This is a genomic window from Sporosarcina sp. ACRSL, assembly GCF_022346605.1.
Classification (GTDB): domain Bacteria; phylum Bacillota; class Bacilli; order Bacillales_A; family Planococcaceae; genus Sporosarcina.
The window spans coordinates 1-13,086 of sequence record NZ_JAKRNT010000021.1; the positions used below are offsets into that span (position 1 = coordinate 1).

Annotated in this window: 11 protein-coding genes; 6 read left to right on the forward strand and 5 right to left on the reverse strand. The window is 44.2% G+C overall.

What is annotated here, in order from left to right; genetic code table 11:
• Positions 1–279 precede the first annotated feature (279 nt).
• Positions 280–1,899: a glutathione ABC transporter substrate-binding protein gene (locus MHZ92_RS20540; RefSeq protein WP_239433583.1), complete on the reverse strand. Its 1,620-nt coding sequence runs from the start codon at positions 1,897–1,899 to the stop codon at positions 280–282.
• A 348-nt stretch (positions 1,900–2,247) separates the two neighbouring features.
• Here MHZ92_RS20540 and nikC point away from each other — a divergent pair, with 348 nt between their 5' ends.
• Genes nikC through MHZ92_RS20560 form a run of 4 tightly spaced genes read left to right on the forward strand, consistent with a single transcriptional unit; the run spans position 2,248 to position 6,154 of the window.
• A complete protein-coding gene (gene nikC, locus MHZ92_RS20545; protein WP_239433584.1) occupies positions 2,248–3,141 on the forward strand; it encodes a nickel transporter permease in 894 nt (297 codons plus the stop codon).
• Positions 3,142–3,157: 16 nt separating this feature from the next.
• Positions 3,158–4,099 carry an ABC transporter permease gene (locus MHZ92_RS20550; protein ID WP_239433585.1) on the forward strand — a complete coding sequence of 314 codons (942 nt, stop codon included), beginning with the start codon at positions 3,158–3,160 and terminating at the stop codon, positions 4,097–4,099.
• Between the two features lie 26 nt (positions 4,100–4,125).
• Entirely contained in the window at positions 4,126–5,178 is a 1,053-nt protein-coding gene (locus MHZ92_RS20555; protein WP_239433586.1) for an ABC transporter ATP-binding protein, read from the forward strand.
• Positions 5,123–6,154 (forward strand): ABC transporter ATP-binding protein, encoded by a 1,032-nt coding sequence (locus tag MHZ92_RS20560; protein ID WP_239433587.1) that lies wholly within the window; start codon positions 5,123–5,125, stop codon positions 6,152–6,154. Before MHZ92_RS20555 ends, MHZ92_RS20560 begins: the two co-directional genes overlap by 56 nt.
• A 51-nt stretch (positions 6,155–6,205) precedes the next feature.
• Here the strand turns inward: MHZ92_RS20560 and MHZ92_RS20565 are convergent, their stop codons facing one another.
• On the reverse strand, positions 6,206–7,948 hold the full coding sequence (locus MHZ92_RS20565; RefSeq protein ID WP_239433588.1) for a methyl-accepting chemotaxis protein: 1,743 nt from the start codon (positions 7,946–7,948) through the stop codon (positions 6,206–6,208).
• A gap of 220 nt (positions 7,949–8,168) precedes the next feature.
• On the opposite strand from MHZ92_RS20565, the gene MHZ92_RS20570 reads away from it, so the two are divergent.
• Positions 8,169–8,477 (forward strand): hypothetical protein, encoded by a 309-nt coding sequence (locus MHZ92_RS20570; protein ID WP_239433589.1) that lies wholly within the window; start codon positions 8,169–8,171, stop codon positions 8,475–8,477.
• Between the two features lie 20 nt (positions 8,478–8,497).
• Here the strand turns inward: MHZ92_RS20570 and MHZ92_RS20575 are convergent, their stop codons facing one another.
• Positions 8,498–9,505, reverse strand: a complete 1,008-nt coding sequence (locus tag MHZ92_RS20575; RefSeq protein ID WP_239433590.1) for a hypothetical protein — start codon at positions 9,503–9,505, stop codon at positions 8,498–8,500.
• Positions 9,506–9,629: 124 nt separating this feature from the next.
• Between MHZ92_RS20575 and MHZ92_RS20580 the strand changes: the two genes are divergently transcribed.
• On the forward strand, positions 9,630–10,343 hold the full coding sequence (locus MHZ92_RS20580) for a GDSL-type esterase/lipase family protein (protein WP_239433612.1): 714 nt from the start codon (positions 9,630–9,632) through the stop codon (positions 10,341–10,343).
• A 42-nt stretch (positions 10,344–10,385) separates the two neighbouring features.
• Here MHZ92_RS20580 and MHZ92_RS20585 read toward each other — a convergent pair whose 3' ends face one another.
• Complete coding sequence (locus MHZ92_RS20585) at positions 10,386–11,441, reverse strand: acyltransferase family protein (RefSeq protein ID WP_239433591.1); 1,056 nt, start codon at positions 11,439–11,441, stop codon at positions 10,386–10,388.
• Between the two features lie 302 nt (positions 11,442–11,743).
• Positions 11,744–12,916 carry a hypothetical protein gene (locus tag MHZ92_RS20590; protein WP_239433592.1) on the reverse strand — a complete coding sequence of 391 codons (1,173 nt, stop codon included), beginning with the start codon at positions 12,914–12,916 and terminating at the stop codon, positions 11,744–11,746.
• Positions 12,917–13,086: the final 170 nt, after the last annotated feature.

The window sequence follows — 13,086 nt, forward strand, 5'->3', positions numbered from 1 at the left end:
ATGGCACCAGCTAACAATTATGCTGGCCTTGCCTGCCAAGGCTAACATGTCCGCCACTCCATGTAAAATCCGCTGAGTTGTCGGCGATTGTGCTTTACACATACTTCTTGACGGTACCTCACCCTGCGCTCAAAGCCAGCCTCCTCGCGCTCAAAGCAAGTCACCCTGCGCTCAAAGTCAGCTGCTCCGCGCTCAAAACAAGCCCCCGAGCGCTCAAAGCAATCCCTTCCACAAACATAAAAAAGGATGCCGCCTTAAAGGCAGCATCCCTTCCCATTATCACTCTTCCACGAACTGTACGTCTTTCAACTTGTAAATCCCGTCTGTGCCGATGGAGAAGCCTCTAATTTGATTGCTGACACCTGTCAAGTACTCCGTATGGATCAAGTATGCCATCGGAGCGTCTTCGATCAAGTGCTCTTGGACTTTATTGTAGATTTTGATACGCTCATCTGGATCCGATTCACGACGGCCTTGTTCAAGAAGCTTGTCGACTTCCGGATTTGTATAGAATGAACGGTTTCCTGGAGAGCCTTGTTGAGATGAGTGGAACAATGCGTACAATCCATAGTCCGCATCTCCTGTCGGGTTGGACCAGCCAAGGATGAACATGTCATGCTCTCCGTTTGCTGTTTTGTCGAGGTACGCTCCGAATTCCATTACTTCGATGCTCACTTCGACATTGACCTTTTTCAATTCTTCTTGCAACAGGACAGCAATTTGTTGACGTTGTGGGTTGTCATTTGTCCAGATGGAAGACTTGAAGCCATTTTCATAGCCTGCTTCTTTAAGAAGCTTTTTCGCTTCTTCCACGTTGTACTCAATTGGTTTAGCGTCTTCGTTATAGCCGAAGATTCCAGGAGCAAGAGGTCCTTTTGCAGGGATTCCGAACCCGTCGTATACCCCTTCGCTAATGTCATCTTTATTCACAAGCATAGAAATTGCTCTTCGCACTTTTGGATCATTAAACGGTTCTTTTTCCGTGTTGAAACCTAAATAGGCAAGGCTTGAAGATGCTTTTTGGTTGATTTTTGCGAAGCTGCTATCATTGATCGCTGCAACTTCATTCGGTTGGACTGGGTCTGCGATATGAACATGACCCGTTTCAAGGTCTGCGTTCCGAACAGCACTTTCAGGAACGACTTTGAATGTTACTGTGTCGACATGAGCTTTGTCGCCCCAATAATCTTCATTTTTTGTAAGCTTGATTTCAGCGCCGGGCGTCCAGCTTTCAAATTTGAAAAAGCCTGTTCCGACAGGGTTTGTTGCAATGACAGACCCTGCAGGTTCGCCTTTCTCCATTGCTTCATAATCCGCTTTAATAGACTTCGGACTTACCATGCCGCCACCGTTATGTGAAAGGTGGGCGAGCAAAGGTGCGAATGGATACTCGGTTTTGATTTGTACAGTATGTTCGTCTACTACGGTAATTTCAGTAATCATTTCATATAAGAAATAACGTGGTGAAGCGACCGCCGGATCGAGGACACGCTCCAAGTTCATTTTCACAACTTCCGCGTTGAAATCCTCGCCATCATGGAATTTGACGCCTTTACGTAGTTTGAATTCATACGTCGTATCATCGATAGGCTCCCATTTTTCTGCAAGACCTTCGATAATCTTATTATTGTCATCCCGTTTCACGAGCGTTTCATAAATATTCGCTTGTACAACGGAAGACGGTACATCATTGGAACCTGCCGGGTCCAAGGACGATGCATCCGATAGAACTGCGAGGACTAAGTCTCCACCTTCAATCCCTTTCCCTTTACCTTCGTCAATATCATTGCCTGATCCCTTTTCCGTAGAAGATGAACCACCCCCGGAACATGCCGCAAGAATCATTGACAAAGCTAAAGCAATAACAAACAGCCACTTTACATTGCCATTACCCTTCATGTGTGTTCCCCCCGTTTGTTTTTAACGTATTACAAGTCCACGAAACTATTGGAAATGTAATAGTTAGATGCAATATAGCACAGAATTTCTCAACAAACAACACAATTTCAGAATAATTAGGTTAACTGAATAATAAAATAAATACTTCGTATCCCTAAAGATTACTAACTAATGGGCGTAATGCTCCTAAAACGTTATTACATGCAAAGATATTGATTTTTAAATCATATTATTTAAAATTAAATGAAAACAATGATAAAAAACATTCCTCAATTCACGTATTCATGTTATGCTACTGTCAATATACTGATTTTTCAATAGAATACGAATAGGGGAAGGTGTTCACACATGGTTCAACATACACCTGCTGCGGATATTGGTCAGAGAAGGTCCAATCCTAGAGTTGAAGCATACAAGGCTTTTTGGCGAAGACTCCGCAAAAATAAGGCAGCAGTCGTTGGTGGGGTTCTCATCTTACTTTTCGTCTTAACCGGGTTTATCGGCCCGTACTTGACGTCAATAGATCCGAATGCGACGCAAATTTCGAATAAACTGAAGCCTCCTTCCGCTGAGCATTGGTTTGGTACCGACAACTATGGGAGAGATATCTTCACAAGAATCATACATGGTATGTCAATCACGATGAAAGTTGGGTTCTTTTCCGTTGCACTCGGAGGTGTAGTCGGTGTCTTTCTTGGCATCATTTCCGGTTATTACGGCGGAAAACTGGATACGTTCATTATGCGAATCATGGACGTTCTTCTAGCATTTCCAGGAATCCTTCTTGCGCTTGCTATCGTTTCGGTACTTGGCGGCAGCTTGCAGAACGTCATTATCGCTGTCGGTATCTTTTCCGTGCCGGCATTTGCCCGGATTGTACGCGGCTCGACATTATCAGTCCGAAAACTTGAGTATATAGATGCAGTAAAGGCGCTTGGTGCGACAGATGGGAGAATTATTTTCAAACATATCTTGCCGAACGTCCTTTCTCCGATTATTGTCCAATTAACATTGCGCATTGCGACCGCTGTTTTGACGGCGAGTGGACTTGCATTTCTCGGACTTGGCGCGAAGCCGCCGACTCCGGAATGGGGGGCCATGTTGAGCGAAGGAAGGACTTATATGAGGGAGGCACCACATCTCGTGTTATTCCCTGGAGTCGCAATCGTCATCGTCGTACTGGCTTTCAATATATTTGGGGACGGATTACGAGATGCGCTTGATCCGAAAATGAAAAAATGATGGAGGGGGCAATGAAATGACAAAATTCATAATAAGACGCCTGCTCCAGACGATTCCGGTCTTGCTTGGCGTTTCAATAGTCGTTTTTTCCATGATGTATTTAATTCCAGGGAACCCTGCACAAATCATCGCGGGTGAAGGGGCGTCCCCGCAAACGATCGCACAGATCGAAGAGAAGCTCGGTTTGAATAAACCAGCTCCCGTGCAATATTTCAGCTATATGAAAAACGTCCTTCAAGGCGATCTTGGAAACTCGGTCCGAAGCGGTCGTGCTGTAACGGATGAAATAAAGGCACGGTTTTGGACGACCGTGGAGTTATCCTTTTACGCGACAATTCTCGCCGTGTTTTTAGGACTTATTGCAGGAGTTATTTCAGCAGTGCGCCATTATACGTGGTCAGACATTTCCATAATGATTGTTGCCCTTTTTGGCTTATCAATGCCGAACTTCTGGTTCGGACTCATGCTTATTCAATGGTTTGCGATTGGTCCGGACTGGATGCCGGAATTTATGAAAATGCGCGCTTCCGGCTGGGGGGACAGTTGGAGACAGTTGTTGCTGCCTGTTATTACATTAGGGACAGGGGGAGCAGCCATTATTGCGCGGATGACACGTTCATCAATGCTTGAAGTAATAGGGCAAGACTATATCCGGACGGCGAGGGCGAAAGGGATGGGAGAGCGTGTAGTCATTTATCGCCACGCGTTGAAAAATGCTTTGATTCCCGTCATTACGGTCGTAGGTCTTGAGTTCGGAGGGTTTCTCGGAGGAGCTGTGTTGACGGAATCGATTTTTGCAATTAACGGAATGGGACGGCTGACAATTGACGCGATCCGGACAAGGGACTTCCCGATTGTTCAAGGAGCTGTCCTCGTCATTTCATTCTTGTTCGTTTTTGTCAACTTGCTCGTTGACATATCGTATCGCTTATTGAATAAGCGAATCGATTTGAATTGATAGTTGTTTGAAGGGAGGTATTCGGAATGGGAAAGAATTTACTGGAAGTGCGGGATCTCCGCACGTCCTTTTATACAGATGACGGTGAAGTGAAGGCGGTTGACGGCGTCAGTTTTACGCTTGAAGAAGGAAGGACGCTCGGAATCGTTGGGGAATCGGGTTCAGGCAAAAGTATTACGGCGCTATCGATATTGAGGCTGCTTGCGAACAACGGAAAGATCATCGGGGGCGAAATTAATTTCAAAGGGGAGAACCTGCTAGCCTACTCGGATAAGGCGATGAGGGATATTCGCGGGAATGCGATTTCAATGATCTTTCAGGAGCCGATGACATCATTGAATCCTGTCTTTACGGTCGGCCAGCAAATTAGCGAATCAATAATCAAGCATCAGAATTTATCAAAGAAAGAAGCGCTCCTGAAGTCGGTCGAGCTGTTGAAACTTGTCGGGATTCCTTCACCGGACAAACGCGTGAAGCAATATCCATACGAATTATCGGGAGGAATGCGTCAGCGGGTCATGATTGCGATGGCGCTCGCGTGTAATCCTGAGATTTTAATTGCCGATGAGCCGACAACCGCGCTCGACGTAACAATCCAGGCGCAAATTCTTAGACTCATCCGCGATTTGCAAAAGCGGCTCGGCATGTCTGTCATTATGATTACCCATGACCTCGGTGTCGTGGCGGAAACGTGTGAATATGTCGCCGTCATGTACGCGGGGCAAGTCGTGGAATATTCAGATGTCGTGACACTTTTCCAAAAGCCGAAGCATCCTTATACGATCGGTTTAATGAATTCATTGCCGAGACATGACGTGGAGCTCGAAAAGTTGGAATCAATCCGCGGGAATGTGCCCAATCCGAAAGAGATGCCTACGGGTTGCAGATTTGCGCCAAGATGTCCAGCAGCGACAGATCTGTGCAGGAACGTCATGCCAGAGCTGTTGAAGGATGATAAAGGGAACGATGTTCGTTGCTGGATTTATTCGGAAAAATGGGAAGGTGAATCGGAGGTGATTGTCTATGGCGAAAAAAGAATTGCTCAAAGTCGAGGGACTGAAACAATATTTTCCGATTAAAGGCGGGATGATGGGACGCACCGTCAACCATGTCAAAGCTGTTGATGATATTAGTTTTACGATTTACGAAGGGGAGACGGTCAGCATTGTTGGGGAATCCGGCTGCGGAAAATCGACGACGGGCCGTGCCATCCTCCGGTTGGAAGAACCAACAGAAGGAACCGTTACGTTCAATGGACAAGAATTGACATCATTGTCGAAACGGGAAATGCGGAAACAACGAAAAGATTTGCAAATCATTTTCCAAGATCCATACGCATCAATCAACCCTCGCCAAACGGTGGCAGATGTTCTCGATGAAGCGATGACGATTCAAAAAGTGGTGCCTGCAAAAGATCGGAGAGCGCGAATCATCGAACTGCTGGAAACAGTCGGTTTAAATGAATACCAGGCGGATCGATATCCGCATGAATTTTCCGGTGGACAACGTCAACGGATCGGAATCGCAAGGGCGTTATCGGTTAATCCGAAGCTCATCATTTGCGATGAAGCTGTTTCCGCATTGGACGTATCCATTCAAGCGCAAGTGTTGAACTTGCTGCAAGATCTTCAACGGGAGTTCAAACTGACATATTTATTCATCTCGCATGATTTGGGCGTTGTCCGCCATATTTCGGATCGCGTCATCGTCATGTATTTAGGGAAAATCGTCGAAATCGGCGATAAATATTCGATCTTCGAAAATCCGAAACATCCGTATACGAAGGCGTTACTCTCCGCCATACCGGTCCCAGATCCAACACGCGAGAAAAAACATATCGTTCTTACAGGAGATGTCCCTTCGCCAATCGATCCGCCTACTGGATGCCGTTTCCATACGCGCTGCCCGTTCGCACAGGAAAAATGCAAAGTAGACGAACCACAATTACGTACACATGAATCAATGATTAACGGCCATAAAGCCGCCTGTCATTTCGTTGAAGAGATTGAAAACGGCGAACTGAAAGTAAAGGGGTTTGAGGAAGCGTTATTTTAATGGACTGAGCCAAAAAACACCGCCTGTCATTTGATAGGCGGTGTTTCATATTTAATTTGTCTCTTCATCAGTTAGTGTTTCGTCTTCATTTTGACCTTCATTTAGATCTTCTTCGACTCTAAACTTACTAATTTCCATCTTCAACTCATTCGCCAAACCGCTCAATGCATCCGTCGTCGCAACCATTTCTTCCATTGATGCTAGCTGCTCTTCCATGGAGGCTGCGATGTTTTGCGTATGGCCGGATGAGGCTTCAAGTGACTGGACCGTGTCATGTGTTGATGCCAAGATCTGTTCGGAGCTTGCGGAAACTTCCTCGACAGTGGCGGACACAGATTGCACGTTATCAGTTATTAGCGTGATTTTCTCTAATATGTTAGCGAACGATTTTCCCGCATCGTTCACGATGACCGTTTCCTGTTCGACATCGCTAAACACTTTCGCCATCGCCTCGACGGATTGACGGGAGCCGTTTTGCATTTCGGAAATGAGTGCGCGGATTTGATTTGCGGAAGACGCAGATTGCTCCGCTAAATTCCTCACTTCACTTGCAACAACACTGAAACCTTTTCCTGCTTCACCTGCGCGAGCCGCTTCAATGGCTGCATTCAATGCGAGCAAATTGATTTGATCGGAAATGTCGGTAATCATACCGATGATCTTTTCAATTTCAGCCGAGCGGATATACATCTCTTCTGTTACTTTCATCGAAGCTTGAACAGATTGATTTATCGTTTCGATTCCTTCAATTGAGTCAGTGATCAACCGGTTTCCTTGTTTTGCCGCTTCCGACACTTCAATCGTCTCTTCCGCAACTTTCGAAGTAGCGTCCGCGATATCTTGGATACCTGTTGTAATTTGCTCGAGTGCCGTTAGGTTTTGATTGGCCGCTACGGATAGCGAATCGCTTGTCGCTGAGACTTCTTGTGTTGCAACTGTCGATTGATTCACGACTCCACTCATTTGCTCGGCACTATAGGCGAGCTCACTGGACGAAGTCACGACATTGTCCGCTGCTGTATTTACATGCTTAATCATGTTGCTTAGTTCATTTTTCATATGATCAAAACCGAAAGCAAGCCGCCCAATTTCATCATTGCTCTTAATGTTCACTTGTTGCGTCAAATCGCCCCGTGCGATAACCTCGGTGAAACGAACCAATTGTTGGAGTGGTTTCGTAATTCGTCTTGCAATAAATAAAGGAATAACGGTTCCAAGTACAATACCAATCGACAGCATGGCGAGGCTAATAATAATGCCTGTCTGATTCAATTTGCTAATAGCGCTCGCGTCCTGGCTGATCCCGATTACCGATTCCGTCCCTGGAATAGGATAATAAAGTGTCATATGCACCCCTAAGTCGTCACTGTACATATCACTGAACACCTTATTATCCGTCTCCATCGCCCGTTTAAGATCCGCATTGAATGGACGAGGCACTAAGTAATCCGTCGACTCCGATAATACGAGAAGCATCTCCTCGCCATCTACCTTACTATGTATCGAAATGTTTTCCACTTTGCCTTTATCTTTGGCCCGATTGACGATGTTCAACAGCTGATTGTGCGCATTTTTATCTTGCAGCGCACGGTTGATGAGCCGAGCATGCACTCTCGTATTCAAATCATCCATCGTCAAATTAAGCGAATTCTCGAATTCCGGAATGACATTGTCTTGAACAGTGCGCATTGACGTAAAATAAAACACGAAACTGAACAACAATGTGAGGAAAAAGATAGGAATTAACGTCCCTAGAACGATTTTTGTCCGAATACTGCCTTTTTGCTTATTCAAAGTCGCTCCCCCTGACTGAATCTAAAGTTGTGAATTTATTTATATGATTTCTAACTCATTATACCTATGAAGTTATGAAAATACTATCTAAAATGATTTTTTAGTGTCTATGCCGCACGCAATTCTATAATTGCATAAAAAGAACAGCCAATCGAATCTATCGTCGATTGGCTGTTTTTTTTAAAAAGGCTATTTTAAATAACAGTGTTGATTTCCGACAGTGCCGGTGCTCCCAACGCTATCGCTTTGGTCGCAAAAGCCGTTCTTTGAATCGGCTTTCGCTACAGGCGGACGCTTTCCGCGGGCGGTCCGTGAGCCAATCGAACAGCGAAGGGTTCGATTTGCCGTATTTCTGCGCTTTTTGCAGAAATTAAGGCATCCTTATTCTGCTCCCTTAAGGTCGCAAAAAACATTGCTCGCAACGCTGCGCTTTTTACTCGCAAAAGCCGTTCTTCGTGACGGCTTTCGCAGGAGTCGCCGCCTTCCGCTTCATTCAACAAAACTACCTGAAATCGACAATGTAGTATAACAGAGCCTTTTAAAAAAATACTATTCATCAGTAGAATCGCCACGTAGCTGTCTTCTGTTTTTCTCAATTAATTGTTCGAAGTAAGATAATGGTTTTTCGGCGGCTACTTCTTGTTGAGGTTCAACCTGGACGACTTCAGGAGCCGGTTCGGACGTGTCTTCTATTTCCTCGTGCAGTTGTAATGAATACTGCGATGTTTCCACTTCCACAAGAATTTGTGTTTTTTCGGTTAGATCCTCGTCTGATGGTTCTATGAGTACTGGAGGTTCCATCGTTTCAATTGGACGTTCAATTGAAACGGCTGTATCATTCTGTTGCTCAACGATCCCTTTTAACTTTGTAAACCATTCTTGGCGCTCTTTGTTGTATGCTTCATATTCAGGAGAATCCTTACGTATGTAGATGTACGGCGCATAATAAAACCGTATGAGGTGGCTCGGAGATGCTTTGTCGTCAACGATGAGTTCAAGATCCATGGAGCTAACTTTATCGACTTGTGGTTTCGTTGTCTTGCTCTTCACAATGTCGTCTTCTTTTAATTGATTCAGTATGAAATGAGTGAAATCAGTATCTCTATGAACAGAATCGGTCCGCTCATAATCTTCTTTAAGATTCACCGCTAAAATATCAGAATAGTTGTAGGTGTTAATGATATAGGGCATTCTGATATATGCTTTATTAGTAATTCCAACTTTTTTTGGGTCGGGCATCCAAATATGCAATTTCTTTCGCTGCTCGTCCAGTGCAATTTTAGTTAATAAATCATAAGAGGTATATGATTTCTGTTTTTGAAAATCAAATTGGTCTGGCTGGAATGTATGAAGAAATGCCAATTGCTTTTCTTTCTGTTTTTGTTCAAGCAGACTGCCAATCCCTACTCCTACGAGCATCACGAACAAGCAGATGACTAATGAAACGATACCTGCCATGAACGACCGGTTAGAGAACAAGTGGAAAAGCAACCCCAAACCTAACATCGGTGTGAAACATCCGAGCCCGAAAAATATTCTTGATAATGTAGATGGCATGAAAAAAACTCCAATCTGCTTTCCATTTCTACTATGGTATATGTATACGAACAATTGCTCAATAAGTTTCAAGTCTCTCGTAAAGGGTAAATCATTCGGATAATGTTGTTGAACAGGAGTGTTTGTGTTGGAAAAGGGTACAATTTTGTTGGTGATTTCATTACTATTAAATGTCCTTTTAATTGGAACGGGAAGCTATGTCGTGAACAAGATTGGCGGAGTGGAATTTGTGAAAACGAAAATGCAGTCGCCGCCACCTTCCCCCAAGAGGGATTCCGCCTATTATTTTACGAAGAAAAGCGTCTTTGAACATTCTACTGCGAGTGATGTAGATAAGGTGTTCATCGGAGACAGCATTTCAGATTACGGAGAATTCCAAGAGTATTTCCCGGGTGAAGTCGTGCTGAACCGGGGGATTCGGAATGACTACTCAAAAGGTGTTTTGAACCGGATACAGGAAGTCGTCGACCGGAATCCAAAAGAGGCGTATTTAATGATCGGGGTCAATGATATTCGATACAGAACGGACGCCAAAGAATTTGAAAGGAACGTCAAGAAAATCGTGGACTCCTTTAATGGAAGTGATACACAGTTATTTATTCAATCGATCCTTCCTGTAAATTATGGACTGTTTGGGAATGAAGTTTCGAATGACAAAGTGAAGCAGTTCAATGACATTTTGCAAAGGATTGCGGATGAGTATGGAATTGAGTATATCGATTTGCATTCGAGCTTTGTCGATGAAAATGGGCAGTTGGATAAGAAGTTTACAGGGGACGGGCTTCATTTAAATGGGCAAGGGTATGAAGTTTGGGTGGAAAAGCTTCGTTCTAGATAACATGAAAAAGCTGGACCTCTAAAATAGGGAGGTCCAGCTTTTTTACGTTGGAATTGGCGTTTTTTCTTTCTTCGGTGAAAACCCGCCAAGCAATATTTTGCCGTTCGGCAGTACATTTTTTATTAATAGTGAAACGATGATAGGGATGAAAATCCCGATAGCGGTGTAACCGATTAGTCCATATGTGAAATAATCGTTCAATATGATATCCGCAAAGATATGCAAATACATAATGGATAGCGAGTGTTTTTCAATTTTTCGCAGCCAGTTGAGCGACAGTCGTGCAGTGATGAACTGGAAGCATCCAACTAAGACGACCGTGAATGACAAGGGGATGATCAAATCCAATACAAAATGGTCGTACCGTAAAAACTTCATGCTCAGCCGGTAGTCGATAATGTTGAGACCATCAAACAGAACGGCAGTTGCACCGACACCCAATGCTGTATACATCCAACGTTTCGGAATATCCATCCAAAGTTCTTTGAAATAATAGCCGATCGCAAAATAGACGATTGCCATCAGCGCAACATCGATATTCCAAATCATTGGAATCGATTGTGCTGCTTCGGAAGGTTTGCCACCAATGATATGCATCGCGATAATACTTTCCAAATGGGCGATTACATAGAAAATCGCGAGCGTAATGAACTGTTTCATCCGATTGAAATAGGTCGTCAACCAGATGAAAAACAAGTAGGTGAAAAATAATGTCGTTACGAACCAGAACACCCCATAAGCTCCGCGAATAAAACGACCGCCTATCGCAAGTGTCCATAAATCATTGAGATACCATGCTAAATCTCGATTACCGGAAACAATCTCCATTCCGTAACGGACGAGTGTAATACTGACTAAGAAAAACAGATAAGGGACAATCAATTGCATGAAACGCTTGTAGATTGTCGGCTTAATATCCTTTTTATCTAAAACTGGTTTGAAAAACAAACCGCTTAATATGAAAAACGCCGGCATATGAAACCAATAAATATATTTTGCGAGCGGAAAATCGAGCTCTCCCGGATAATGCCCAATGACGACAAGGATCATTAAGAACCCTTTTGTCACATCCACCCACGTTATCCGTTTCTTCTTCATGAATATCCACCTCTAACTAAATATGCTCCTATTATATACCCCCTTTCCTCATTTTTAGTGCAATGTAACAACATTGATATGTAATTGTAAATTTCTTGGTAAATAACGGTGACCATGCATCATCATGCTATTCATGTCTACATAAATAACGGTGCCTGTGCAACACTCTATTCAGACTATACACACAATTGTATATGGAAAAATGGAAACTTAATCAAATCAACCGGTAGTTTACTTTTATCCGGTTTTTTATACAAAAAGGTGAATTGTCATAAATGTGTGTTGCACAGGCACCGTCTCTGTTAGCGGACGACGAAATCGTAGGGGGAGACTCGTTTGTTTTTTTGTTGCACGTAGTTGAACATGTCGTTCAAGCCCTCAACAGGCAATTCGTTGAGCAATTTACCTGTGCGTAAGTCGTATGTGTCGATGGCGTGCGTCCCGGACGACTGATGATAGCGGAAAAGGTGGAGTTTGCCGTCTTGGAAATATGTTTGCTCGGACATTTTCATTTGCCCTTGGCTCGCTCCTTCCAGTGAAAATGCCACTCCTGCTTCACCGGTCTCGGAATTGAACGCGTGGACTTCCCCGATTCCATCGACGTAATACAAGACGCCCTCCTGGACAGTGGCGGCGTTTCTGAGGTTATAAGGAATGCGCACGATATAATCATCGATATCTTTATAACGGAACAAAGGAAACGTTTCGATTTCCTTTGTTTTTTCATGGATACGATACACGTCACTCGTCAGCTTTTCCGTATCGGCCATCACGAGATAATAGTAGTCACCTTCTTTTAGAATCGACGCCATCCCGATCCGTTCGCCAATCGGGCCGAGTGATACGATTTCTTCAATTTCCACAACTTTTTGAAGAGGCATCTTTTGCAATGAAACATTTTCGGGTTCACCGGTCAACATGAGCAGGTCTCCATCCGCCAAGCCGGACATTTGCAAATAATACGGTATGTTGACCGTTTCGAAGCCTTCCTCATTTCCGAACCTGATATTCGACATATAGCCTCCATCTTCGGTAAAGCCGGAATTATAGACACTATAAAAAAGGCCTTCATCTTCATTGTAATCCGTCACTTCTCCGGTATGTTCCTCGGTAGGCATCGAAAACGTCTCCGTTCCATCCGAAGTAGCCAAATAGACATGACCACGGTCTTCCATAAAGAAGGTATCCTCTGTGGCGTAGACAGTCCCAAGTTCCAAACCGTCCATTTCAAAGAGCTTCGTTTTCCCTTCGGAATCAACAAAAACCGCAAAACTGAGGCCATCTCGATTCATATCCTGATCGGCAGTCGTTGAGAAATAAAGGATCGCCTCGGTATTCGTGAGTAAATCGGGGTTCGAAAGGGTAGATTCTGAAAGAAACGACCCCGACTGTTGGCGGCTTGAGACATAATAGGTCGTCGCTGCGACGGCGATAAATAAGGCGAGGATGCCAATGATCAACCATTTCTTATGCATTGTCCGATACCTCCTATAGCTGAATAAAGAGGCTGGCCAAGAACGGACAGCCTCTTTGTACTTGTGAATTACCCTTTGTTATCGTCTAGACTCCGGGCGCCAGAAGCTCGGGTCATAATTGCTCCCAACGCTTCGCTTTTGCTCGCAAAAGCCGTTCTACGTGACGGCTT

Bases quoted from the DNA above. Each gene is read 5' to 3' on its own strand.
- MHZ92_RS20575 (WP_239433590.1), bottom strand. From the start codon at position 9,505: ATGCCATCTACATTATCAAGAATATTTTTCGGGCTCGGATGTTTCACA.
- MHZ92_RS20550 (WP_239433585.1), top strand. From the start codon at position 3,158: ATGACAAAATTCATAATAAGACGCCTGCTCCAGACGATTCCGGTCTTG.
- nikC (WP_239433584.1), top strand. From the start codon at position 2,248: ATGGTTCAACATACACCTGCTGCGGATATTGGTCAGAGAAGGTCCAAT.
- MHZ92_RS20560 (WP_239433587.1), top strand. From the start codon at position 5,123: ATGGCGAAAAAAGAATTGCTCAAAGTCGAGGGACTGAAACAATATTTT.
- MHZ92_RS20585 (WP_239433591.1), bottom strand. From the start codon at position 11,441: ATGAAGAAGAAACGGATAACGTGGGTGGATGTGACAAAAGGGTTCTTA.
- MHZ92_RS20590 (WP_239433592.1), bottom strand. From the start codon at position 12,916: ATGCATAAGAAATGGTTGATCATTGGCATCCTCGCCTTATTTATCGCC.
- MHZ92_RS20555 (WP_239433586.1), top strand. From the start codon at position 4,126: ATGGGAAAGAATTTACTGGAAGTGCGGGATCTCCGCACGTCCTTTTAT.
- MHZ92_RS20540 (WP_239433583.1), bottom strand. From the start codon at position 1,899: ATGAAGGGTAATGGCAATGTAAAGTGGCTGTTTGTTATTGCTTTAGCT.